Here is a 25,220-nt window from a genome sequence, read left to right as displayed (position 1 = left end):
AATTATATACGGTGTTAGGCAACGTTTTTATTTTTCCATCATTAGTTTCAATTCCTCAATTGTTGATTCTTTTCCATTCAATTTTCTGTGTAACATAGAATGACAATTTGGACAAACAGGAATTAAGTCTTTCTTATAATCTATTTTATAATTCTTTCCGATTTCGTTAATTGGAACTATATGATGAATGTGAATAAAATCTTCTCCAATTTCTCCATAAACTTTTTTAAAATTCAGATTACAGACTTTACAGTTCAGTCCGTGATAATTTACTGCATTTTCTCGTGCTTTTGAACTTCGTTCGTATTTATTTACTATTACTGTTTTTTTTGCTCCTTCGTATTCCATTTCACTTTCTTTTAAAGTTTCTGGAAAAAAGTCAGTTTGATAATTATCTGTAAAATAAGTGTCAATGTACTTTTGTAGAATTTCGTTTTTAATTTTCATTGGACCTTGAGGTGCTGCCTTCAGTCCATTTTCTTTAAGATTCACAAGTTTCATTCTGCTATTTGAAATCTGCTCAATTAGCTTTAAAGTCATAAATTTTCCATCTAAAGATTTTAAATATTCTTCTTGGTCAATCCAATATTCTTTATCGTCTCTAATTTGTGAAGAGTCTAAATCAATTCTGTCAACTATACACTTGTACTGCAACATCATTAAAGGTCGAGTACAATAAATATAAACTATATCTCCAACTTCAAATTTAGTTTTTCCTTGTCGCCAATCTATTGAACCATAATGTTCAAATGAACTTGAATGGTCGTACATTTTGGAATTTGCTGAAATTATCCAATTCATTACTCTTTGAGATTTAATTTAGGTGGATTTTCGATTGCATTTTTAATTACTTGCGCAACAGTTTCTTTGTTTATTCCTTTAGAACTGCAATATGTACTTTCTAACCAATCTTCTAATAATTTTGCTCCTTTACTGGCATTACAAGAAGTACAACATAATGAAATGTTGTCAATTGAATTAATCCTTATATCATTTACTATATGTTCCCAAGTTGGTTTAGTTTTTCTCGATTTATGTTCAATTGAAAAATCCACACCACAATAAACACAAGCTAAATATCTTTTGATTACATATTCTTCTGTTTCTTTGGGAATTCCCCATTTGTTTGCCATACGGATTTTTTAATGTTGCCTAACGGTCTCGGCTATGAGTAGTTGCTTATTTTAGCACTTAACTTTGCAAGTACACACCAAACTGAAAATCCGCGAGGATTTTCAGAAGAAGGCGAGAACAAGCAATTACTTATAGCCATTGTTGTGCGTTCGTTTTTTATTTTTCTCCAACCCAAATTTTCCCTTTTGGTAAGAAATAAATCGTGTCTTTATTTCCATTAGGACTGTCAATTTCTTTATTCTTAAAATTCCCTTTTTTCAGTTTGTTCAAAAGTCTTCTGTCCGAATAGCAGTCTTCTATTCTTTCGTACTGGTCAATTGGCCAAAGTAAATCACTTTCCCAATAAGGTTCTTCGTCAATATTCGGTTGCCATTTAAATTCAGAACTCAACTGATTAGTAAATGACGAATCATTTGGCTTAAAATCTGCTTTTTCAAATAGGTTTTCGTAATACTCAATCTTTTCGTCAATTGCACAAACGACTTGAGATTTAGAAATCCTTGGTTCGTAAAGCCATATTTTTAAATAATACGGTTTGTTTATTTTTTCCAATTCATTTTTCCAACTGTCATATATTTTTTCAAGTCCGTTTAGTATATCTTTTTTCGCTTTTCCTTTTGGTTCAGGAATTTGGCTGTTTGTCAAAGTCAAATTGTCCCAAGGGTCAACATATACTTTTGCATATTCATATTTGTGTTCATTCAGAAGTTCAATATTCAATTCCGAATATCCACTTATCCAATTCTGAATATTGGCTACTTTTCGTTTTAATCCTCTTATTTTCTTGTATCTCACGGGTTTTCTTAAATGACGCACAACGTGTTTGTATAACAATCAGTTGCGGATTCGTTAAAAACTAAGATAGCTAAAATTCCCGACTTTTATGCTTGCGCGGTCGTGTCCGCAGGACACAAAGCCGCAATTGTTGTTATACGTTGTTGTGCGCAGTTATTTTGTTCTAATTTTTTCTGTTAATGACTTAATTATATCAATAAGGTTTTCTGAAAATTTAGGGTCATAACTATCCGAATTTAGTTCGTAAAAAGAAGAAGACTTGTCAATATTCCAATTTTGAAAGATTTCATTTATTTCATTGTATGACGAAATTTTATCTCCGTAGGCTTTAATAAAAAACTCTCCAAAAGAAATAGCGTGTAGTCTGTCAGCATTTCTCAAAGCTTCGTGCATAAACGATTTTCCCAAAGTAAAAGTGTATTTAGAACACGCCAATAATAAACCAATTATTATGACACTTTTTAGTAGTAGAGTAATAATTGTTATCCAAATAATGTTTGGCGTAACCTTAATAGTTTCTGCAACCTCCGAAATTGATTTTAGTCCATTAACTGCAAAGAATATACCTGCAACTAGTGTTATAAATCCAATACTGTAGCATAAGTAAGCGACAGCTTTATTTTGGGTCTCTCTCTTTTTTAAAGCGTCAGTTGCTATCTTTATATAATCAGCTGCTTTTCTTTCTATAAATTCTCTTTTTTCAGAAGCTTTTTCCTCAACAGCTTCTTTTTTTCCGATGAAACTAGAAATAGAAGAATCTATTCTATTTATCGATTCTTCATAATTTTTATCTGAAAGCCTAATACAATATAAGTCCTTAATGAAATCAGGGATTTCTATGTCTCCGTAAATTACAGGAATTAAAAACTTTTTATTTTCATTTTCGTCAATAAATGCTCTAGTTGTGCCTATTTCACTAATAACATATTTCGAATTTAAACTGTTTTCAGTAATTAATACAAGTAGGCCGTCAGAACTTTTCAATTCATTCAATAGCTCTTTTCTCCAATCCACACCAACTTTCATAATGGTCTCGTCCATTATTATTGAATGTCCTCGGCTTTTTAAATCTTCACCAATTTTCTTTATTAGCTCAATGTCTTGATGTTGATAAGAAAGGTAAATTTTTGCCATATTTTTGTTTTAATTGCGCACAACGTGATTGTGTATGGTTAGTTGCGTGTTTTAAGCACTAAAGTTAGCAAATAAAACACAGATAGAAAGTCCGCGAGGACTTTCGTAAATTGGCTAAAACCAAGCAATTAATTATACACGGTGTTGGCAGTAGTTATTTTTGTTCATATTAAATAGAATATACAGTAAATCATTCCTAAATTGAAACCTGAATGACATAATATTGCTCCCAAAATAGAGTCGGTTCTTTTTTTCATTTCAAAGAATATTAAACTTGCAATGAACATTCCTAAAACCCAAATTATTGCTGGAACTAAATAAAAGTCCCAATTTTTATTAACGAAAACTAAACCAAAATGTGAAATATGAGTTAATGCAAAAGCAGAACTATCTATAATTGATGCTCTTTTATTTCCAACAGTTTTCGCAAAACTTCCGTGAACTATTCCTCTAAAAAACAATTCCTCTCCAATTGGGCTAAAAATCATTCCTGTAATTGCCATTATTAGAAACATTGTCCTTTTTCCTTGAGCAGAAATATTTTCGGGAATATTATATGATTTTCCAATATATTCATACCAATTTTCATAAGTTTTTCCATAAAGACCTTGTCCTAAAAAATGCAAAATAAGACTAAATATTATTCCGATTCCCAAAGCGAGAATCAAATAATTCAGTTTCCTCGTTGTTTTAATTCCTATTTTTTTTCTTCCATACTTACTCAAAAATACGAACGGAATTATTGCAGAAATAAACATAACTAAACCAATCAAACTGTAATTTCCAGTTTCATTTGCTTTCAAAACTAAAAAAAACCGAGTAATACAGACAGTCAGAAGTAAGAATAGTCCAAATTTCCAGTCGAATTTAAAATACCTATTCCAAAAAGGTTTTAATTCATATTTCATTCTTTCGTGATGTTGAGTTTAATTACTGCCAACGGCTTCGATTATCGCAAGTAGCGGAATAGGACACATGGATTTGTCGGCTTAATCTTTTCTTTCTTGGTTTCTAAAATTACACTTTTTTATCTAAAGCCGCTATTTGCGATTAATCGTTGTTGGCAATAGTATATTACCTATAGAGTTCATTCTTTTCATATTTTTTAAGGCTTTCAATAAAGTCATCCGCCTTCATCTCTCCTTTTAAAATTTTATTCATACTCTCTTGTGATTCCATATCAAACTTTCTTGAGTTAAAGGGTGATTGATTAGCAGTAATTAGGAAATTATAATCGCTTAAAAACCTTACTCTCAGTTCAGCTCCAAATGTATCTCTAACTTTGCCATTTATTACTTTTGAGGCATCGTCATACTCTTGTCTGGTTAACTTAATTTTATTTTTATATAAACCATATTCTTCTGAAGAGTACCCAAAGGAATTAATATGTCTTTTTATATCTTCTTTTTTCAAATTATGGACTCCCGTTTGCTTTTCGCCTGAAGTTTCTACGTAGATAAAAGATTTGTAATACGAATCGCTTACAAAAACCCCGATTCTTTTAATTTTGAATTCTCTTATTCCAATTAATAATCTTGTTCTAGATAGTTTTTTAAAATTATCAATATACATCGAGCTTCCAGCTCTAAACCACCAAATTGGTGTAGATGTAGCATCATTTGTAATGGGTTCATATCTAAGTGGTGGTTCAAAGAATTTTTCTAATCTCATTATTGCTTCTTTGGATTCGTACCATTTGAACCCTCGTTGGCCAGAAAATGCTCCTGCTAGTTTACTAGAAAAAATTGCGCTTGAAGTCATTCCAGTTCTTGGAAGTTCATCCTCATCTTCCTCTTTTGGTGATTTCTTTATAGGTTTTTTTAATTTTTTATAGATAGAATAAATAAAGCTTATTAAAAAAACTCCTAAGACAACTATAATATTCCAAAATAAAAAATTATTAATTTCAGTTGTTGATTCTAAATATTCAAATACTTTTTCAGATATTTCTTTAAAAGTCACTTTATCATATAGACTTTTAAACCAAATATAAATTGTGGTAAATAAAAAAGAACCAATTCCTATTATTACAAAAGATATAACCTTGCTCCAAACAGGGTCTTTCCAGTATTTTTCTTTAAAATTATCGATGTTCATTTATATTATTGCCAACGAGTTTGTATATGACAAGTAGAGCGAAAATAGGAGAGAAGCTTTCAATCAAATTCGAGCCAACTCTTTTGTATTTTGCAACTAACTACTTTTCTTTTTTAGTTGCCAAATCAAAAGATTTGGCGGTTAACCAAATATACCAAAATTTTCGGTTTAGAAAAGAGGTAGCTATTTGTTATATACGATGTTGTAAAACGTTTATTATTTCAAATTATTAATATATTTTCTAATTTTATTAAACAAACTTTTTTCTTGAAGTCTATATATAAATCGAAACCAAAAAAATGCTATTGGCATTAAAAAATATACCCATATAGGAAAATCTTCTTTTTCATTAAGTATAAATATAATCGGAAATACTATAGATAAAACTCCAATTATATAGAGTTCACTTCGAATTTTGGTTTTAATAATAATTTTCGCTTTACCGTTACTATTAATTATTTCGGCATATCCTTTAATTCCTTCTATTGCTCCTGGATTACCTGTCATTTGTAATGTTCCTAAAGAGAATTTAGATAAAAATTTAAACTCTTTTTCCGATAGCCATTCAATATTAAATTTAGAAGGAGTCTCTTTATTCATTAATAATTTTAAATTTTCTACTTTAAGATTAGTTTTTATCCCTTCTTTTAAAATTAGTCTCTCGGTTATTTGATTCATTTATTATATATAATATTTCTATAATGTGTAGAATACATTATAGATGTTACATTATTTATTTGAAAGTTATAGTTCAAATCTGTAAAAAAAGTTATTATTCTAAATATAAATATCTAAAGCAATATTCTTTACTTAATTAAGTAGTGGTTTTTTGAAAATGTTTTACAACGGTTTGGCTATGGTTTCGTTGCGGAATGGTTCGGCAGAACTATTCCGCCGTAAACCGAGGTTAGCAAATACGCAGGAATTTCCGATAGGAAATTCCGCCGCAATGAACTATAGCCGGTGTTGTGTGTAGTTTTTTAAATTCAGTCATATTCCGTTTTATGGAATTCCAAAATTTTGTCAGTCAAACGATTTATTTCTTTTTTCTCTTTTATTTTAAAATCCGCAAAGAATATCAGTCCGAAAACAGTCAATGCAATTGGTAAAATCCAATTTCCATTAATCATAGAAACTATTATAGTCAGAATTCCAAGTCCGATTAATATTTTTCCAGCAAGATTCATTGGCGACTTAAAATCAAATTTCAAGTCATAATTTCCATTTTCATTTATAATTCCAATTAATCTGTGATTGTTCGGAAAGCGATTTGGCATTAATTCAAACTTTTCGGGTCCGATATAACCAGTGTAAAATCCGTTCACAATTAGTTTGTTTAGGATTTTCAAATTTTTATCAGATTTGGTTATTGTTTGTTTCATTGCTCAAATTACACACAACGTGATTGTGTATGATTAGTGGCGTGATTAAGCATTTAATTTAGCAAATAAAAACCGAATAGAAAATCCGCAAGGATTTTCGTAAGTAGTTGATAAATAGCTATTAATTATACACGTTGTTGCCCACAGTTATTTTTCCGTTATACTTTTTTTCAAGTTCTGAAACGCTTTCCACTCTTTTGAAGGATAATCTCTTATAATTAAACTTGAATCTCTTGAAATTACTCTATTTATAATTCCGCTATGAGAAAATGATGATTTTGAATTGATTTTTAGTTTAGTCAGTTCCAATATTGCATTTTCAATCAATTCAATTTGCACGTTATTCAATTCAATGCTATCAACTTTATCTTCCAATTCCTTGTATTTATACCACTTGTTTGGTTCTTCGTTTTCTTTCGGTGGTTTTGGTGGCTGATAAGAACCCAAATATCTCGAATAGTTTGCATAAATTTTTTCTCCATCAGAGTAAATTATTATGATGTCAGAGTTTCCACCCCATTCTCCGAGTTCATCATCCGTTTGAGCAAGTTCAATTTGGTTCCATCTGTCGATATATTTAAGCTTTTTTTCAGATGTAATATTACCCGATTTGTTTATTTCTGTAGTTTCCAGCTTTTCGTTTTTGTCAGCACAATTGGCAAATAAAATTCCGATTAATAATATCAGTACAACTTTTTTCATAATTGTGGGCAACGGTTTGCGCATATGGTTTGTGGCGGGCAAAAATGCACTAATTTTTCGATTAAAATTTTACTTTTCTAAAATACAAAAACTTTGGTTTTAGCACTAATTCTTCCATAAACTATATGCGTTGTTACCCGTAGGTTTATTCAATTAGCTTGTTAGTTTCTTTGAATGCTTTATAGAACTTTGCATTTTTTTTAAAATTATATTGAATAGGTTCCCAATCAAATTCCGATTTTGGATTATAAAATATTTCATAATCAGATATCTTGGGGCTATTAGATTTAAAGTTTTCGTCTTTATAAAGATGTTCTATGTAAAAATGACTAACATAAGATGAAGAAAAAGTGTTAAAAAAATAGCCTGTCAAAATGGGCATTTTATCAATTGTAATAACAAACTGTCTGCTATGATTCATATTAGGTTTTAAGCTCATTATTTTAGAAACACCTGTTGAACTAATCCTAATTTTACTTTCTTTGAAGTCAAAACCTATAATTTCTTCATCTTTTATGAAAGGGTTTTCTTTTAAATCTTGTGTAGTTGCGGAAAATGGACCTGCATAAATTAATTTATTAGATTTTGGGTCAACTTTAGTGAATATTTGATAGTTTGGACGATGTAAAAAAGAAGAACAGTCGTTAAGATATTTATCTTGAAATAAAGTTGTATCATTATCGAAAAACTCACTTAAAATCCATTCATCAGTAATTGGATTACCAAAATTTGAAACAATTCGCTCTTTAGGTTGATAAATTTCAATTTTTGGTAAATCTAATTCATCATTTGCTTTTTGTTTTTTAACACAACTTATGAGCAAAAAGGCTAAAATTACTAATATGTTCTTAATTTTTTTCAACTTACGGGTAACGGCTCGAATATGCGTAGTGCGGGATTTCAAGGCACTTCATTATCAAACCGCTACTATGTTTATTAAATGCTCTAAAGTTCAAATTTACCAAATCGCCCCGCATTACGTATATTTATTGTTAGCTGCTGGCATTAATATTTTCGTCCTTGTTTAATAAAATCATCAACCTCTCTGACTTTTCTATAATCTTCATCATCAAGGTAGCAGAAAAGCACATCCTTATTCAATTTTGCAAGTCGAATTAACAATCTTTTCTCCTCTTTTTTATCAAGTTTATTGAGCCAAATAAATTCAAATATCCCCTCTGCTAATTTTTGGTCAATATCATAATCATTATCCTTTGACAACAATTCAATCATTTTGTCAATAGTTTGTCCTAGATTTTCAAGTTTCAAATCAGCTCCATATTCTTCTATGAAAGAACACAATATCTCTGAAGTCCATAGTTTTGTTTTAGAATCAGTTGAGAATATATCACGAGCAAGACGTAACAATAAATTGTCATTATCAATCTTTCCCGTCAATTCGATTTCATTAATGTCAAGTCGCTTTACAATTGATTTATTGTCAAAACTAAACTGAATCTGCCAACCTTGATTATTCTCATTAATCTCTCCGACTACAATACCTTGTTCAGATGTACTTTTAAGTCTTGCAACCAATCCTTGTTTGCTTTTATTACCTGCTTCTATAATTTTATAATCTTTATCCATTAATCTAATCTTGGTCAGGCTGCTCCGTTTTGCTTGCAGCTAACGGTGTCGTATAACCGTCAGTTACGGATTAATATGCGTTAATTTTCGGTTTGTCACTGACTTTAGCAATTCCGAGTGGATTCGGACGTAGTCGAATCCGCCGTAATTGCGGTTATACATTGTTGTAAAACGTTTTTTTAGAAAGGTAATTCATCTCCATCGTCAATTCTTAATCCACTATTCGGTTTAGATATTCTAATTCCGCTTACATACTCTTTCCAAAAATATCTTCCTTTTCGAGTAAAAACATAGTTGATAGATTGTTCTTCTTTATCAATTATCTTTTTAATGATTCCTGCATATATGTATTTCTCTATAATTATTTTATCAATTTTGGAAGGTATTGAGTTATTTTGGCTTACTTCAGAACCAACTTCGGTAAAATATTCAGAGTAATCCTCATCTCGAAATTTCGCATATTCTTCGTTAAGTTCTTTTTCTTCATCAAGAGTAAAGCTTAAATTCATTGAGTCAGTTGAAAGTCTTTTGAGATTTTCATAATCTTTATTCAATGTTTCTACTTTGGATTGCAGATTTTCAATTAATTCGTTTTTCTTTTCTATGTTGTTGTTAAGTTGCTCAATTTTTCTATTTAGGTCTGACTTTTCTCTATAGTTCGCTTTGATGTCTTCTAATTCACTTTCTCCAATCGCTAATTTTTTTCTTCCTTGAATATCATAAAATCTATGTTCAAAAAGATTTTCCTTTCTCTTTTTAAGAGCATTATTGGAAATCAGGTCAAATATTAGCATTAAATAAGGAAGAACAATAATATAGATACCTGCAATAATTAATGGTAAAAAGAGAATATTCCAAGTTGATTCATAATTTAATTCAATCAGCTCAATTCGCTTTTCTACTGTTTTGTCAGAAAATAGAAATGTTACAATCGGCTTCCAATTAATTGCTACCCAAGAAATTACAAATGCCCCAATGAAAGGATTTTTCAATCTATCTTTTGAAGTGTCTAAAATGGCTGTTAGTATTCCTTTCATTTGTGGTTGGTCAAAATGTTTTACAACGTTTAATGTAAAATGCGTTTTAATGCATTTTACATAGTGTTGTAGAGTGTTTTTATTTCTTTTTGTAAACTCCGTTTCTAAATTCAATTTCCATTTTTCGGTCATCCCATCCTTGAGTCAAAGCGTATGTTATTGATTCACTAACAAACTTAGGAGTCACGCTTTTAGGCTCGAAGTCAGGAGGTCTGTTTTCTTTATCATTTATATAAAGCCATACATCATACCATCCAAAATCCACAACTAACAAACCGTTTTTAGCCTCATCTGAAATCACAAAAATATTTTCGTTAAACTTCCAGTAGAACTCCCGATTAGCAACGACTATTTTTCTTAAACCCTTTTTAGATATTGCCATCTAATCTTCTCCTTCAATTGTTACAGGTAAATATTCAAGCCCTACGTTCAATGCCATGTATAAGTCAATTGCTTCATCATCACAATCGACTATTAATAGTGTATGGGATTCTTTTTCTGAAGCCATTTCAATTTCTTCAATACTATTTATCCTCACTGACATGGATAAACTTGAGTTGAAAGGAATATTTACGAACCAATTCTCTTTGATTTCACCTTCTTTAAGTTTCCCGATTAAATAGAATTGATTTCGGTTTCGGATTGCAAAACTGTCAATCACTTCAAAAAGTCCTTGTCTATCTGTTGGTTTCATTTTTAAATACTCTACAACGGTCTGGTATAACCGTCAGTTACGGGTTAATATACGTTAATTTTTCGGTTAAGCACAGGTGTTAGCAATTCCGAGTGGATTCGGACGTAGTCGAATCCGCCGTAATTGTGGTTATACATTGTTGCCAGTAGTTTTTTATTCAGTTTAGTATGGTTCAAATTTTCCGTTTTTAGGAAATCCGTGATAATAAATTACTTCAATTTCGAAAGCTTTTGCTCCGTTCCAACGCTTAAAATCATTCCATCTCAGCGAGTCTAATATTTTGTCCGATCTATTTAATACCAACGAATCCAATCCCGATAATTTTTGATATGCAATTTGGGCATCCAACTCTTTAGGTATTTCTTCATAAAATAATCGATAAACCGAATTCTTACTTTTTTTCGTCCTCTTATTAATTCCATCTGAATACAAACTGTAATAAACAGAATCTGCAACTTTTACTATAATCCGTTTATTGTCATTTTCATTATTCAATTCGGTTTGTAAATAACTTTCGTCCTTTAATTCAGTTTGGACGTAATATTTTACAATTCCAAATTCCGTTTTTTCTTTTTTAATCATTCCTTTTTGTGTCGAGCACGAAACAACTAAAATGATTAAAAAAAGTAGTAATATTTTTGCTTGTACGTTTTTCATTCAAATTACTGGCAACGGTCTCGGTTATCGCCAGTTGGCGGAGTAAGGGACGCGGATTTGTCGGCTTAGTATTTTGTTGTTGATCAAGATAATTATTTTCTTTCTAACGGTGCCGCTTATTGGCGATGAACCGTTGTTGTGCGCAGTATTACTCCACCCAATTTCCTATATTTTTTTTAGACCAAACTCCATCTTTCTTTTCAAATAGATAAGTGTTTCCAGAGTAAGGCGTGTCAATTTTTAAATAAACTTTATTTTTCTTTTTGTTCATAATAGGTCCGTAAAGAAATTGTAAAGCTTGATTGTCTATTCCATTTTCATAATTACTCAGTTCAACTATTTGATATATGGAATCGATTTCTATATCCTTGTTTACATAATGTTTAAAATCAAAAATATTATATCCATCTGTTTCTAGATCTTCTAAGGAAAACGCTTTAAGCTGGTCAATTTGATATTTTATGAATGACGTATCATTTTCTTTTAAAGTATTTGATAAGTAATCTAAATATGCAATTTTCTCAAGATTTTCTCCACTTCCGCTAAAATGTTCAATTTCAGGCATTAATTTATGATGAACTATAAGAGCTTTTTTATTTCTGATTATCTGGACGTTATCTTTTAAAATTTCATCTAGCATTGCAAGTCTAATTTTTCCCGAAATTTCATAATTTGATTTTTCGTCATTAGATCCTTTATCGTGGTTCTTTCCATTGGTACAATTGAGAAATTGAAAAATCACTACCAAATAAAATATGTTCTTAGTTATTCTCATTGTAAATATTGCGCACAACGGTTTTGTATATGGCAAGTAGCGAGCAAATTTGAGTAATTTTCGGTTCGTCACAAGCCAACTCTTTTGCATTTTGTAACTACTTTTTTATTTTGCGTTGCCAAATCAAAAGATTTGGCGATTAACCAAATATACTAAAATTCTCGTTTTAGGAGAACTTTAGCTATTTGTTATATACTGTGTTAGCCACAGTTATTTTCTTTTTTCGTAATTAAATTTTTCTGATAGAAACCTGTTTACTATTTCATTAAATATGTTTGGCTTATTTCTTGGAGCTCCGTGATTAATTCCAGGCATTATACAAAGCTGTCCTTTAGGTAAATTATTAAAAATTTCTACAGCGTGTTCATTTTTAATTATATCTCTATCTCCAACCATAATTAAGACAGAGGCATTAATTTTCTTTAAATCAGAATGACTAATATTCGGTTGATTTAATAAAAGTCCGTCTAATTGTAATTCCATTTTCCAATCTTGAGATTTATCTCCTTTTTTAATCATTTCCAATGCTTCGGCTTGCATTTTTCTGATTTTTTCAGGAGCCCAGCTGTTGACTGCTGTAGTATCGGGTCTCAAATTGGCTCCCATGGCAACTATTTTCTTAATTTTAGTTTTTTTGCTAATCCCCATTTTCATTCCAACAATTCCGCCATCACTCCAACCAAGAATGTTTATTGAATCTAATCGTAAATGTTTTACAAGTCCTTCCCAATCTTTAGCAATTTGAGTATAAGTTAAAGAATCGGTTTTTAATTCTGATTTTCCTTGACCTCTGCTGTCAGCAGCTATAACCCGATATTTATCTTTGAAATAATCAATCTGATATTCCATTGACTTAATGTCAGCTCCACATCCGTGAATAATTAATAAGGGTTCGCCTTTACCGTATTCTTCATAGTAAATTTTTGCTCCATTTATCTCGACATATTTTCCAATAGTTCGATTATTTCCATAATCAGTATCTAATTTAATTTGCGCATTGATAATGCTAAATTGTATTACTAAAAGAAAGAAAAGAATTTTATGAATAATTGAATCTTTCATTGTTTGGTTTTAATTGTGGCTAACGGTTAGTATATGAAAAGTAGCAGATTTATAGCCACTAATTTTCAGTGTAAAACAAAGATAGCAGAAAAGGAATAAACTAAGTGTTTAGCTCTTTTCTGCTATTTTTTATATATATTGTTAGCGGTTCGTTATTATTCTTTTTTTTATTACCAGTCAATTTCCTCCGTTTTAGGATTTGTTTCTTCACTAAAGAATTTTCCTGTTGGCCCATTTTGGTCAATTGTAGCATACTTTACAACTCTTCTAGCTGCTGTTTCCGCTTCTCCGCCATTTCCAAACGTGAAATCTGTAGCAGTTAATCCTGGACAAACAGCATTTACTTTAAAATTTGTATCACGAAGTTCGTAAGCTAAATGAATTGTGTACATATTTAAAGCGGCTTTAGAAGCTGCATAAACGGCATATTTAGCATAGTTGTAAGCTGGCCAGTTTGGGTCACTTTGTAAGGCAAGAGAACCGACACTTGTACTTAAATTTACAATTCGAGGTTCTTCGGATTTTTTAAGTAAATCGATAAATGCTTGGGTAACCCTTGATGTTCCTATTACATTGACATTAAATGCCGCTTGAAATTCTGCTGGTGTGGCTTCTAAAGCGGTGTATGGATCATTTCCTCCATTGATACCCGCATTGTTTATTAAGATATCTAAAACATCAATTTTTTCACTAGCTGTTTTAACTGAATTGTCATCTGTTACGTCAATTTGAATGCACTCAACATTGGCTAAACCTTCTGCTTTCAATTTATCAACAGCGGAAGCACCATTTTGGATACTTCTGCTACCGAGATAAACGTAATACCCTTTTTGCAATAATAATTTAGCTGTGGCAAAGCCAATTCCTTTGTTGGCTCCTGTGATTAATACTTTCTTCATTTTATTTCTTTTTTAATGATGATGCAAAGTTCTATCGATTAAAAAAGAGTTGTTTTACCAAATGGTAAAAAGCAATTTTAGCTGATGTTTTTTCTGATTCTACTTAAAGATTGTTGCGTTACACCTAAGTAAGATGCTATATATGTTAAAGGAATGCGATTAACTAATGAGGGATAGTTTTCTATAAACTCCAAATAACGTGTTGTAGCATCTTGAGAAATTACTGGATTTTTTCTAGATTTTTGATACATACAAATTTGAACCATCTTACTTTTAATAGCGTCCCATCCCATAATAATGTTTGAAAGTTCTTCCCAAGCTTGCCTTGAAAAAACAATAAGCTTACAATCGGTACAAGCCTGTAGGTAATCGGAAGAAATGGCGTTAGCTTCAAAATTCACATAATCACACATTATACTTTTTTCTTGAATAAAACAACGTGTTATTTCTTCTCCTTTATTATTATAATAACAACCTCTAAAAATACCCTCTACTACGAATGCAACTTGTTTTGGTGTTTTACCTGCTTCTGAAAAATACTCATCTTTTCTGAGCTCTAATTCAGTTACTTTTTTTTCAATCAGTTTAATTTGTTGCGAATTCAAAATTCCAAATTGTAAAATATATTCTATCAGTTCTTCCATTATTGCAAGTTGGAGAAATTTGAGTTTGCTTAATTTATCATTTGGTTAAAAGTGTCGGTTTTAATGACCGCTAACGTGTTTGTATAACAATCAGTTGCGGATTGATTAGAAACTAAGATAGCTAAAATTACCGACTTTTATGCTTGCGCGGTTGTGTCCGCAGGACACAAAGCCGCAATTGTTGTTATACGGTGTTAGGCAAAGTATTTTCTGATGTTAGATGAAATATTTTTTAAATTACGTCTCACAGATTTATAATTTTTTCTTTCAAGAAATTTTAGTACTATATTCGAAATTTTTACCTCGACTTTCTTTGTCTTTCCTCTCTGTTTCAATTTTTTGGTATTCATTTATTATTTCTTCTTTATCAAAATCAATTACACTACATCTGTGAGAATCATCATTTCTAATTTCTCTTAGCATAGTAATATGTTTATCGTAGGATATTTTTTTATCGAAAAAGAATTCTTTTTCATAAATGAAAACAAGAACATTGATATTTAAGTCACTTATTTTTTTAAAACTTTGATTTGCCTTTTCAATAGTTTTGTAACGTCTCTTAAACTTTTGGTTATTAATTATCAATTCGTTTAATAAATCTTCAAAATTTTCAAATTTTTTATAATAGTAATAATTCAATAAATTTTCTATTTGATGAAATGCAATTGTACAAAACGATATGAATTTATCGTTATCAGGCAATTCTTGATTAAGGAATATTTTTTCCATTTTTAGGTTATCCTCATTCAACTTTTTTTCAACATTTTTAATATCAATATAGCTGTAATCAATTTGATTATTTAAATTATTATATTTTTCTAAAAGTTTTTTAATTACTTGATTATCTTCTCCTTTTATTAATTTTAAGAATGATAAATGTCCTAATAAAACTTCCTTAAAATCAAAATTTATTTTACTTATTGGTTGGTGAGCTTTAAATCTCATTGTTGCAAAATATAAACCTCCCTTTTCCCAATTGTTAAGCATAGCACGCACTTTTTGTAAATATTCTCTTTTTACATTTAGCTTTGTATTTACAACAAGACCAGTAACTTCTTGTCTCTGCATAAAAGATCTTACTCTAGTTTTCTTAGAATTTAAACTAAAATTCTCCGAATTAACTAATTCTTCAATTTCTTCGATAAATTTTGGTTTGAAAATATTCCAATTCGAAGAGAAACTTAGATCATCTGCGTATCTAGTATATTTAATTTTATTAATGTTGCTAAATTTTGATAGTTTTCTATCTAAATTTTGAGTTACAATGTTTGATAATATCGGACTAGTAGGAGCTCCTTGAGGTAAGGAATTTTTGTGAGTACATAAATTCGCTATTAAAAATCCTATAGTTTCTCTTTCATTCTTAAGGTTGAATGGTGATAATTCAAGCACTACCTTTACTCTTCTAAAATTTATAGATGGAAAGTAATTTTCAATATCAATATTTAGTAAAAAATTTTTATTAATGTGAGGTATTGCATTTCGTTTTATATCCTTGCCTAATAAAAAACCATTTGTTGAATAGTGAGAATTATTCTCAAATATAATTTGCAATAGTAAATTTATAAGAGATTGAGCTCTTTTGATAAGTTTATCAGGAGATTTTATTTTCCTCGTTTTTCCATTTTTTTTGGGAATTTCAAATACAATATATCTATCATCTTTAGTTTTTGATAGATAGTATAAGTGTTTTATATTTAAAGGCTTGAGTTTTTTCTTGTAAGCTCTAAACTCTATATAATTAAGCAATGATACAAAGTCAGTCAAATTTTTCATTTGATAGAACCTTTTTTTCGTATTCTCAATGAACAATTTATCTAAAAAGACACCAGGCATATTCTCTTGTGTATGAACTTCAATAAGTTATTTATCATAAAATTATAAGTATCAAAAACAAATAGGTGAGGGCGATTTATAGAGTAATTATAAAAGTGTATTATAATAAAGATATAAATGTTTAAAAGATTAAAAGTTGATTTAATAGCTTTCATCTAATTCCTCACATTTGAATTTACATTTCGATATCGCAATGCATAATCAATATTTTTCTGGTGTCTTTATTTTAGTTTTTTAATATTTTGCCTAACGTGTTTGTGTATGAAAAGTAGCGTAGAAATTAGCGATTAACTTTCCGCCATAAAATAAGCCAAAACTTTTGCATTTTGTTTTTATCTTTACTTTTCAAAAGCCAAATCAAAAGATTTGGCGACTTATCAAATATACCAAAATTTCCAGTTTAGAAAAGACGCAGCTATTTTTTATATACGTTGTTGCCAGTAGTTTTTTTTCTTAACAATATAGTCAAATCAGTAAATAAATATGCTCCTGCTATAGTAATGCTTACCAATCCCAACTTTATTTCTCCATCAGGAAAAAGAGTCGAAATAGCTAAAATTATAAGTCCGATGCAGATGGGATAAATTAAAACTCGTGTCAGCATTTTTATTAAAGTCCATTCTTTTTTACTTTTTTCATTTAGAATTTCTAAATCTAAAAACTCAACAATATATTCAAGCTGGTTTTGTTTTTCAAATTTGTACACGCTTTTAATTAGGATAATTGATAGAGCTAAGATCACTACAAAAATTGAAATAAATCTCCAGTTTTTTAAAATTTCAAAATCATTTATAATAGGGATCAAAAACAGGATTGAATATGAAAGAAATATAATTATATTCAAGATTTTACCTATAGGATTTATTTTGTCTGAAATATTTATTAGATGATTGTCATTATTAAATTCAAATGTGAAAACTGGATAAATAGTCTTACTCCAAAAATCTTGTTTCCAAAATTTTATTTCGTTCGAACTGATTTTTCCTTTTTTCCGAAAGTCACGATTAATTACATTTTTAAGATGCTTGCTAAAAGTATTTTCTTCTTCTAGTTCAATTAATTTTTCAACTTCTTTTTTAGTAATTTCCATTTTAATAAATTACTGGCAACGTCTCCGGTTAACGCAAGTAGCGGTCTTAGGAAACGATTATTTATCGGTTAAGTTATCTTTTTAAAGGTAGTCAAAAATGTCATTTTTCGATGATCTGCCGCTATTTGCTCGTTAACCGATGTTAGCAAATGTTTTAATCAGAGTACTTTACTTGATAAGAATTATTTTTCCAAGTAATTTGAGCTGTTCCAGATCCTAACTTATTAGAGATAAAGCCATCATTATTTGAATAATAAAGAATGTTTCCAATTCCATATTCTCCATAATCTGCAACTCCGTCAATAACGATAAATTTTGGTTCACTTTGGTAATTGTTGAATGCCACCAATTGAAAAATTTCATTTTCTTTATCCTTCATGATACAAACGAAGTCATTTTCTCCATCATTGGTAAAATCATTTTCTATAAAAGAATAACAGCTGCGTTTGGGAAAAGGTCCGTAGTCTGAAGTATAAATGGATAAATCGGTCTCCTTTATAAAAGACCAATTCTTAAGATCATCTCCTAACAAGCGTATTTGTTCTGGTATGGCGCACTCAATATCCGTTTTATTTATTTTTTGGTTTGACAGTTTATATATGATTTCTTGATTTGATTCTATTAAATCAGAATTAACCTCATTTTTAAAATTATCGTCTCCTTTTTTATTTGAATCACAAGCAAGTATTAATAAGTGTAAGAGAATCAATAAAGTTTTTACATATCTTTTGAAGTCCACTTGAAAATGATGTTTTTATAAAATATTTGCTAACGTGTTTGTGTATGATTTCGTTGCGTGTTTTAAGCACTAAAGTTAGCAAATAAACCACGGATAGAAAGTCTGCTAGGACTTTCGTAAGTAAGCTATAACTAGCAATGAATTATACACGGTGTTGTAGTGCGTTTTTATTTCAGCTTTACAATCCAAACATCTCCTTTTGGATGAAAATATATTTTTTCGTTATCTTTTTCTACTACGTGAAATTTTTCTCGAATTAGTTTATTATAAAATTTTTGGTCTTTATTATATTCCTTTTCCGATTCATATTGTTCTTTTGGAAAATTTATTTCCCATTCGTGAACAGAGTCCAAATCAATTTTTCTGTCCCAAGTAAATTTTTGTAATTCATTCGATAATAATCCAAATTGATTTAGCTCAAATTCACTATTTTTATTAGAAGCTAAAAAACTTTCATTTTCGTAATAATTTACTTTTTCATCTATTGCACACACAATTTCTGATTTCAGCATTCTCGGATTATAAAGCCAAATTGCTAAATAATATTCTTTATTTAATTTATCAAGTTCATTTTTCCATTCAAAATACGTTTTTAAGAGAGTCTCAATAATTTTCTTTCTTAATTCTCCTTTTATTGCAAACTCTTCTCCGTACCATTCTTCAATTTCATAATTATAATATTTTTCTTTCTTTAAGAAATCGATATTTAATTTGTGTTCAGAGTCAGAAATCGACTTGTTTATTTGTCTAATAATTTTCTTTGAATGAATAGTTTTCTTGTTCATTTCGGGTTTTTCTCAAATGCACTACAACGGGTTAGGTTATGATTTTGTTGCGGAAAAGTCCGTCAGGACTTTTCGGTTACGGCTACAATTTAGCAAAATGCTGGGATTTTCGGTAGAAAATTCCGCCGCAATGAATTATAACCATTGTTAGCCAATGTAACGACACGCTCTGCTTGGTTTTCAGTTCTCATTTTTGTTGGAAATAGTCAGATTTATCAAATGTCAATTTTTTAGAAATTTATGTTAGAAAAGAAGTAAATTCCTTTTTTTGTCCTATAAAATTCTTGTTTAAAATCTACAATTTTAATGTTATAGGAAAGCAAAATTAATTTCTTTGATTTTTACGGAATTTTCAATTGAAATTCAACGAGAGTTTGATTCCATGTATTGCTTTTCCGCGTTGCTGATGATTCAATTGTTCGGATTTCGTTTAAATATGGAAGTTCAATGCTTTAAAGCCAAATATTGTCCGATTAAACTCATTTTTTCTAAAAATACCAGTCAATTTTCTCCAAAATTAGATTCTATTTATCTTATATTTTTATTTCTGAAGTTTGAAAAATAGTGTCAGAATTTATCGAATTTCGATTCCATTTTTTCTGCGTTCAGTTCGGTTTCCAGAGCGCATTTTTGTCCATTTTCTTTTGAAAAATTACCATCTGTTTTATCGAATATTGGTCATCCGTATTCAGTTTTGTTTTCAGGAAGTAATTTTGTCTGGAGTTATTTTGGCTAACGGTCTCGGCTATGAGTAGTTGCGTGGTTTAGCGGTTAACTTTGCAAGTACACACCAAACTGAAAATCCGCGAGGATTTTCAGAAGTAGGCGAGAACAAGCAATTACTTATAGCCATTGTGTCTGTTGCACAAGTTAGTAAAAAGAGCTAATTTACTGCATGCAGGGCAAAAAGAATTATCAGGAAAAACTCTTCACCTCCTTTCGGTTAAGTGACCGGATCCCCGAAGAGAATTTTTACAGGCGTTTAAAAGACGCGCTATCTCTAGATTTTCTCTATAGACTTACCCAAAAGTTTTACGGTACCAGCGGTCAAAAAAGTATTGACCCGGTGGTATTTTTTAAACTTTGTTTGGTCGGCTATTTGGAAAATATGATTACCGACCGCGGTGTTATAACTCATGCTTCAATGCGTTTGGATATCCTCTATTTTCTGGGCTATGATGTGGATGAAGAACTTCCTTGGCATAGTACCCTAAGCCGTACCCGGCAGTTATTTCCGGATGATATCTTTGAAGAAGTCTTTACCAAAGTGTTGCAGCTTTGTATCGAATCGGGACTGGTCAAGGGACATACCCAGGCGATAGACTCAGCTCCGATAAAAGCCAACGCCTCCATGGATAGCCTGGAGATTAAAGTTCCGGCCGAAGAACTGGCGAATCATCTTGCTAAGTTACGGGTACAAAGCCAGCGTGACCGCAAAGCCAAGATCAATAAAGCCCCAAAGCAGCAACAACAGATCAGCGCCAGTCCAAAGGAACTTCAGGATATTGAGAGCCGAAACAAAAAGTGGAGCCAGGACCAGGATATGCGTCCCGGGGCTAAAAATAAGGGAAGCCGCTATACTAGTAATAAAACACACTACAGTCCTACAGATCCTGATGCCCGTATCAGCGTAAAGCCCGGCAAGGCCAGGAAACTGAATTATCTCTGCAATATGGCAGTGGATACCGGTTTCCATGTGATCACTGATATCCATGGATATCATGCCGATAAGAAAGACAATCAATATTTACAGGATACCACCATGCGTTTAAACCGCCGCTTACGTCGGGAAGGCTTGATTTGGAAACATCTGTTGGCCGATGCTGGTTATAGCAGCGGGGAGAACTACCATTACCTGGAAGGTAAAGGGATCAAAAGTTACATTCCTGCCCATGGTACGTATAAAGGTGGCCCTGAAGGCTTCAAGTATGTAAAAGAAGGGAACTACTGGTTGTGCCCAAAGGGCAAGAAAGTAACCTTCCGGAAACAGAAGTTGGAGAAAGGTACGCTTAAGGATAACTATTTTACCAAACGCAGTGATTGTAAGGGCTGCCCCATCAAAGCGGCTTGTATTGGCAAGAGCCATGAGAAGCGGATCAACATTACCGCCTACCGTGAAGAATATGAACGCAACAACCAACGAGTAAACAGCAGGCTTGGCCGTTATATGAAAGGTAAGCGCCAGAGCACGGTAGAACCTGTCTTTGGTATTTTGAAAGAACATCTAGGACTTCGGAAGATTCACACAATTGGGATCAAACAGGCCAATAAGTGCATGCACCTGGCTGCCATTGCCTATAACCTGAAGAAGTACCTCAAATATTCGGGTAAACGTATAAAAACTGGGGCAGCCCAGCTTGCCCAGTCCATTTATTATCAAAACCTTGTAGGAGCACTAAAAAGTAGCCTTCTAAGCACTCCAATTTTTGGAGTATAGGCTACCAACTTTAAACAATAAAACCGCTTAAAGCGGCTTATTTAAATCAGGATTTTTTGAAATTATTGGCTTGTGCAACGGTTACCATTGTTGTGCATAGTGCTTTATTTAGCCCTTTCAAAAATCAATGATGAAAAGGATTTTACTCCTATTTTTATGCATTCTTCGTCAACTGCAAAATTTGGTGAATGATTCAATGCTATAATTCCTTTTTCAGAATTTGAACCACCAAGAAGAAAATATACACCTGGTATTTTTTGTTGAAAATAGGTGAAATCGTCATTGAAAAATGGAATTTGCCCATAATCAATAAGCTTTTTTTGATTTTCACCAAGAATATTTATTGCCTTGTTTGTCAATTCTGTGTCATTATGAACGGTTGGATTTTCTTGGATAAATGAAATAGAAATAAGTTTATTTTTATAACCATTCGTTTCAATCACTTCTTTAATTTTGGGAATAATTTGATTCAAATTTGATTTGTTGGTTTCATACAAATTTGTTTCTAAAATCAATTCGTTTGATTTAGAATATTCAGTAAATTTTTCGTCAATTATTAAATAATCTTTGAAAATTGTATTTGGATTTGAAAGTCCAATGCTTGGATTATTCATTTGTGAAAGATCCCAAGGTTTACTTTCATTTTTGGGACGAGATAACGAATTGAAAATTTTCTTTGTTAATGCTTTTATTTCCTTGCTCGATAAATCGTTTTTCATCATAATCCTTACTCTTTTTTGATATGCAAATATTTCATTTGGTTTTACCAATATTTCACCAACTGGTAAATTGGTTACGTGTAATGCATATATTTCATCAATATTCAATTCCGAAAACAGTTTACTATTAACAATATTTTTTGCTCCAACAAATGTTTCTTCTTCTGGTTGAAATATAAAATATACTGTCCCTTTCAATGATTTTTTGTTTTTAGCTAATACTTCAGCTATCCCAAGTCCAATTGCCATATGAACATCGTGTCCGCAACCGTGTTGTATTCCTTTAAATTTTGATTTAAAAGGAACTTCGTCAGGAAAATCATTTGGTAGAGCATCAATATCGGCTCTCCAAGCTATATTTTTCCCTTCTTTCTTACCTTTCAAAACTCCAATAACACCATAACCTGCGACACCAGTTTTAACTTCTAATCCTAAATTCGATAAGTATTTTGCAATAGTTTCAGAGGTTCTTTTTTCATTTCCAGCCAATTCGGGATTTTCGTGGAAGTTCCTTCTAATTTCAACTATTTTGTTAAATATTTCCTCCGTGTCATTTTCAATTTTTTGATGAATGTTCTTCTCTTCGGAAGTTTTACAACCAAGTAAAATGTTCAACAAAAGGACTATTAATAATATACTATTTTTCAATTTCATTTTTTGTTTGTCGTTTTTTCGGCATTATGCACAACGGTTTTGAGTATGGCCAGTTGCGGATTGGTTTGTCAGGTTTTGTCCGCTTAAAATAAATATAGCTAAAAACATCGAATATCGACTAAGTATTTAGCCACAATTGGCTATACGCATTGTTGTGCAACGTATTTTTCAATTTTTTTTGCTCATTGATTTCTCAAAAAACTCATTAAATTCTTCCATTCCATTAGGTTCTAGGAAAACTACTTTTTTTTGTAATTCCATTGGTGTTTTATTTCCTAAGTTTTCCATTATTGCTAAAGGCCAAGTAAAACTGAAATCAGTTGGCAAAATCAATTTATTCGGATTAATATCTCCAATTATTGAATTGGAATAATACACTTTATTATTTTCACTTAACTTAAATCGAATTTTGGTTTTAAAATTTCCATTATATTTTGTCGATTTAGTCTCAATTATTCCATTTGGCTCAATTTTAATTTTTCCAAAACTGTTTCCGCAATCAGAACTTTCCCAATATTCTATTGGCTTCCAAATTCCATTTTCGTCCATAGCTTCTTGTAGAATGTAAATTTTAAAGTCCTGATGAGAGATTGAAATTGTATCAGAAGAATTATTTTTAATAAATACTGAAATTTTTCCATCAGTATTCGGTAAAGCAATTAATTCAAATTCTTTTTTGGATTTTATTTTTGTATCAAATTGTTCTTTAAGTTCGGAATTAGCAACAAAATCAGAATTATACTGGTTTTGATTCACACTCATTTCCGATTGCTGTGCTTTTGCAATTTGGCAAAGAAGTATAATTAATATTCCAATTTTTAATTTCACAATTTCAGTTTTTCTATATGTTGCACAACGGTTTTGGCTATGGTTTCGTTGCGGAAAAATCCGCAGGATTCTTTCCGCCGTAAATCAAAGTTAGTAAATACGCAGGAATTTCCGAGAGGAAATTCCGCCGCAATGAACTATAGCCGTTGTTGTAAAACGTTATTTTAACGCAATCTGTGTGATTCAAATTCAGATTTTATTTGATTTTTAACATTTCGGTTAAATTCATATTCAAGTCTTCGATTACATTGGCAAGTGAAACTTCCATCATAAATATTGTCTTCCATAACGATTGGCTTATCTCTACAGTTCAAACAAAAAGCTTGGAATTTATCAAAAACGTATTCTTCCTCATCTACATTCGCTTTATACTTAAAAATATATTTATCGCCATTAGATTCATTAACGACGTGCATTTTTTTCGGCGAGTTCCTAATCACTTTTAGCATTTTTTTAGTCTCTTTACTTTCTCCTTTTCCAGCTCTAATCTTTTTGATTATATATAAGATTAAGTACGCAGAAGCTAAATAAATTAATATTTCCCAAACATAAAATTGGTAGTTAAATATTTTAGAAATTGATTCTGATTGATTTGAAAAAAATTCTGTTGCTTCTTTAAAATTATCTCCAATTTTTAAATATGCTCCAATTACTAATAATATAAGGGGAAAGATATATGGCTTGAAAACATTGTCTAAAAATTTCTTCATATGATTTGGTCTAATGTTTTACAACGTGATTGTATATGAAAAGTAGCGTAGAAATTAGTTATTAATTTTCCGTCATAAAATAAGCCAAAACTTTTGCATTTTGATTTTATCTTTACTTTTCAAATGCCAAATCAAAAGATTTGGCGACCTACCAAATATACCAAAATTTACGATTTAGAAAGAACCTAGCTATTTTTTATATACGTTGTTGGCAAATCGTTTTTTTAATCAGATATATTTTTTTTGTCGGCTTGATTTTTATCAGAAGATGTTTTGGATTGCAATGGCTTTGATATGGTTTCAATCTTTTCACGTTCTTTATTTAATGAGTCAGAAGTCAAAATTAATGTCTGTTGTAAACGATTGTAATCAGCATTTAGAGAATTGTATTTATCGTTTAAGTTCTGATATTTATTATCTAAATGATTATCAACTAACCAAAAAAAAGAATAAACAAAAGCGGAAACAATAATAGCAAAAAAAGCGATTTTTTCTCCATTTTTTAATGTTTTCCACCAATCTAATATGGATGTAATTATAAAATATTTTTTTCTAATAAATGACCACCCGTTATTTAAGTGTGAATCTAATTCTGATTTTTTAATTGTTTTAAAATCATATCCAACAGGTATAAAATTTCCAACACTTTGTTTAGACCTTTTTATTTCATATTTAATCATATTTAAAAGTATGAGCGATAAATGTTTGCCAACGGATTTGTATAACAATCAGTTGCAGATTGTTTAGAAACTAAGATAGCTAAAATTCCCGACTTTTATGCTTGTGCGGTTGTGTCCGCAGGACACAAAGCCGCAATTGTTGT

At 30.7% G+C, this 25,220-nt stretch carries 28 protein-coding genes; 1 reads left to right on the top strand and 27 read right to left on the bottom strand.

All coding sequences use genetic code 11. The features are described 5' to 3' along the window. Positions 1-27 precede the first annotated feature (27 nt). The 23 genes from ACN0WI_RS15570 to ACN0WI_RS15460 all read right to left on the bottom strand — a co-directional run bounded on the left by ACN0WI_RS15570 (position 28) and on the right by ACN0WI_RS15460 (position 19,049). Positions 28-801, bottom strand: a complete 774-nt coding sequence (locus ACN0WI_RS15570) for an HNH endonuclease (RefSeq protein WP_417887973.1) — start codon at positions 799-801, stop codon at positions 28-30. Next, complete coding sequence (locus ACN0WI_RS15565) at positions 801-1,133, bottom strand: HNH endonuclease (RefSeq protein ID WP_417887972.1); 333 nt, start codon at positions 1,131-1,133, stop codon at positions 801-803. Before ACN0WI_RS15565 ends, ACN0WI_RS15570 begins: the two co-directional genes overlap by 1 nt. 157 nt (positions 1,134-1,290) lie before the next feature. Then, complete coding sequence (locus ACN0WI_RS15560; protein ID WP_417887971.1) at positions 1,291-1,929, bottom strand: hypothetical protein; 639 nt, start codon at positions 1,927-1,929, stop codon at positions 1,291-1,293. Between the two features lie 153 nt (positions 1,930-2,082). Next, positions 2,083-3,063 (bottom strand): toll/interleukin-1 receptor domain-containing protein, encoded by a 981-nt coding sequence (locus ACN0WI_RS15555; protein WP_417887970.1) that lies wholly within the window; start codon positions 3,061-3,063, stop codon positions 2,083-2,085. A gap of 164 nt (positions 3,064-3,227) precedes the next feature. Further along, positions 3,228-3,971: a CPBP family intramembrane glutamic endopeptidase gene (locus tag ACN0WI_RS15550; protein WP_417887969.1), complete on the bottom strand. Its 744-nt coding sequence runs from the start codon at positions 3,969-3,971 to the stop codon at positions 3,228-3,230. A 166-nt stretch (positions 3,972-4,137) separates the two neighbouring features. Next, positions 4,138-5,160, bottom strand: coding sequence for a hypothetical protein (locus ACN0WI_RS15545; RefSeq protein ID WP_417887968.1), 1,023 nt, complete (start codon positions 5,158-5,160; stop codon positions 4,138-4,140). Between the two features lie 216 nt (positions 5,161-5,376). After that, positions 5,377-5,838, bottom strand: a complete 462-nt coding sequence (locus ACN0WI_RS15540) for a hypothetical protein (protein WP_417887967.1) — start codon at positions 5,836-5,838, stop codon at positions 5,377-5,379. A gap of 308 nt (positions 5,839-6,146) precedes the next feature. After that, entirely contained in the window at positions 6,147-6,542 is a 396-nt protein-coding gene (locus tag ACN0WI_RS15535) for a hypothetical protein (RefSeq protein ID WP_417887966.1), read from the bottom strand. 147 nt (positions 6,543-6,689) lie between these two features. Beyond that, a complete protein-coding gene (locus ACN0WI_RS15530) occupies positions 6,690-7,244 on the bottom strand; it encodes a hypothetical protein (RefSeq protein WP_417887965.1) in 555 nt (184 codons plus the stop codon). A 145-nt stretch (positions 7,245-7,389) separates the two neighbouring features. Beyond that, the gene (locus ACN0WI_RS15525; RefSeq protein ID WP_417887964.1) at positions 7,390-8,148 is read right to left on the bottom strand and encodes a hypothetical protein; all 759 of its coding nucleotides are present in this window, start codon (positions 8,146-8,148) and stop codon (positions 7,390-7,392) included. 101 nt (positions 8,149-8,249) lie between these two features. Next, the gene (locus ACN0WI_RS15520) at positions 8,250-8,831 is read right to left on the bottom strand and encodes a hypothetical protein (RefSeq protein ID WP_417887963.1); all 582 of its coding nucleotides are present in this window, start codon (positions 8,829-8,831) and stop codon (positions 8,250-8,252) included. A 179-nt stretch (positions 8,832-9,010) separates the two neighbouring features. After that, entirely contained in the window at positions 9,011-9,982 is a 972-nt protein-coding gene (locus ACN0WI_RS15515) for a hypothetical protein (RefSeq protein WP_417887962.1), read from the bottom strand. Then, the gene (locus ACN0WI_RS15510) at positions 9,948-10,250 is read right to left on the bottom strand and encodes a hypothetical protein (protein WP_417887961.1); all 303 of its coding nucleotides are present in this window, start codon (positions 10,248-10,250) and stop codon (positions 9,948-9,950) included. Before ACN0WI_RS15510 ends, ACN0WI_RS15515 begins: the two co-directional genes overlap by 35 nt. Then, positions 10,251-10,562 carry a hypothetical protein gene (locus ACN0WI_RS15505; protein WP_417887960.1) on the bottom strand — a complete coding sequence of 104 codons (312 nt, stop codon included), beginning with the start codon at positions 10,560-10,562 and terminating at the stop codon, positions 10,251-10,253. It abuts the gene before it with no gap. Between the two features lie 162 nt (positions 10,563-10,724). Then, positions 10,725-11,219, bottom strand: a complete 495-nt coding sequence (locus ACN0WI_RS15500; RefSeq protein ID WP_417887959.1) for a hypothetical protein — start codon at positions 11,217-11,219, stop codon at positions 10,725-10,727. A gap of 148 nt (positions 11,220-11,367) precedes the next feature. Beyond that, entirely contained in the window at positions 11,368-11,994 is a 627-nt protein-coding gene (locus ACN0WI_RS15495) for a hypothetical protein (protein WP_417887958.1), read from the bottom strand. Positions 11,995-12,204: 210 nt separating this feature from the next. After that, the gene (locus ACN0WI_RS15490) at positions 12,205-13,056 is read right to left on the bottom strand and encodes an alpha/beta fold hydrolase (RefSeq protein WP_417887957.1); all 852 of its coding nucleotides are present in this window, start codon (positions 13,054-13,056) and stop codon (positions 12,205-12,207) included. 170 nt (positions 13,057-13,226) lie between these two features. Further along, positions 13,227-13,955: an SDR family NAD(P)-dependent oxidoreductase gene (locus ACN0WI_RS15485; RefSeq protein ID WP_013070919.1), complete on the bottom strand. Its 729-nt coding sequence runs from the start codon at positions 13,953-13,955 to the stop codon at positions 13,227-13,229. 77 nt (positions 13,956-14,032) lie between these two features. Beyond that, positions 14,033-14,599: a Crp/Fnr family transcriptional regulator gene (locus tag ACN0WI_RS15480; RefSeq protein ID WP_417887956.1), complete on the bottom strand. Its 567-nt coding sequence runs from the start codon at positions 14,597-14,599 to the stop codon at positions 14,033-14,035. A 267-nt stretch (positions 14,600-14,866) separates the two neighbouring features. Continuing rightward, positions 14,867-16,375, bottom strand: coding sequence for a reverse transcriptase domain-containing protein (locus tag ACN0WI_RS15475; protein ID WP_417887955.1), 1,509 nt, complete (start codon positions 16,373-16,375; stop codon positions 14,867-14,869). 475 nt (positions 16,376-16,850) lie between these two features. Further along, the gene (locus tag ACN0WI_RS15470) at positions 16,851-17,525 is read right to left on the bottom strand and encodes a hypothetical protein (RefSeq protein ID WP_417887954.1); all 675 of its coding nucleotides are present in this window, start codon (positions 17,523-17,525) and stop codon (positions 16,851-16,853) included. 154 nt (positions 17,526-17,679) lie between these two features. Next, a complete protein-coding gene (locus ACN0WI_RS15465; protein WP_417887953.1) occupies positions 17,680-18,264 on the bottom strand; it encodes a hypothetical protein in 585 nt (194 codons plus the stop codon). 167 nt (positions 18,265-18,431) lie between these two features. Beyond that, a complete protein-coding gene (locus tag ACN0WI_RS15460; RefSeq protein ID WP_417887952.1) occupies positions 18,432-19,049 on the bottom strand; it encodes a hypothetical protein in 618 nt (205 codons plus the stop codon). A gap of 895 nt (positions 19,050-19,944) precedes the next feature. Here ACN0WI_RS15460 and ACN0WI_RS15455 point away from each other — a divergent pair. Next, positions 19,945-21,486, top strand: a complete 1,542-nt coding sequence (locus tag ACN0WI_RS15455) for an IS1182 family transposase (RefSeq protein WP_290236952.1) — start codon at positions 19,945-19,947, stop codon at positions 21,484-21,486. A 104-nt stretch (positions 21,487-21,590) separates the two neighbouring features. Here ACN0WI_RS15455 and ACN0WI_RS15450 read toward each other — a convergent pair whose 3' ends face one another. The 4 genes from ACN0WI_RS15450 to ACN0WI_RS15435 form a co-directional block, all read right to left on the bottom strand. Then, positions 21,591-22,859, bottom strand: coding sequence for a M20 metallopeptidase family protein (locus ACN0WI_RS15450; protein WP_417887951.1), 1,269 nt, complete (start codon positions 22,857-22,859; stop codon positions 21,591-21,593). 168 nt (positions 22,860-23,027) lie between these two features. Beyond that, positions 23,028-23,687: a hypothetical protein gene (locus tag ACN0WI_RS15445; RefSeq protein WP_417887950.1), complete on the bottom strand. Its 660-nt coding sequence runs from the start codon at positions 23,685-23,687 to the stop codon at positions 23,028-23,030. Between the two features lie 164 nt (positions 23,688-23,851). Next, positions 23,852-24,397, bottom strand: coding sequence for a hypothetical protein (locus tag ACN0WI_RS15440; RefSeq protein WP_417887949.1), 546 nt, complete (start codon positions 24,395-24,397; stop codon positions 23,852-23,854). A gap of 224 nt (positions 24,398-24,621) precedes the next feature. Next, positions 24,622-25,077: a hypothetical protein gene (locus ACN0WI_RS15435; protein ID WP_417887948.1), complete on the bottom strand. Its 456-nt coding sequence runs from the start codon at positions 25,075-25,077 to the stop codon at positions 24,622-24,624. Positions 25,078-25,220: the final 143 nt, after the last annotated feature.

Source organism: Zunongwangia sp., from assembly GCF_048269745.1.
Lineage (GTDB): Bacteria > Bacteroidota > Bacteroidia > Flavobacteriales > Flavobacteriaceae > Zunongwangia.
The sequence above is the reverse complement of the archived record's forward strand: the minus strand, read 5'-3'. Positions and strand labels throughout refer to the sequence as shown.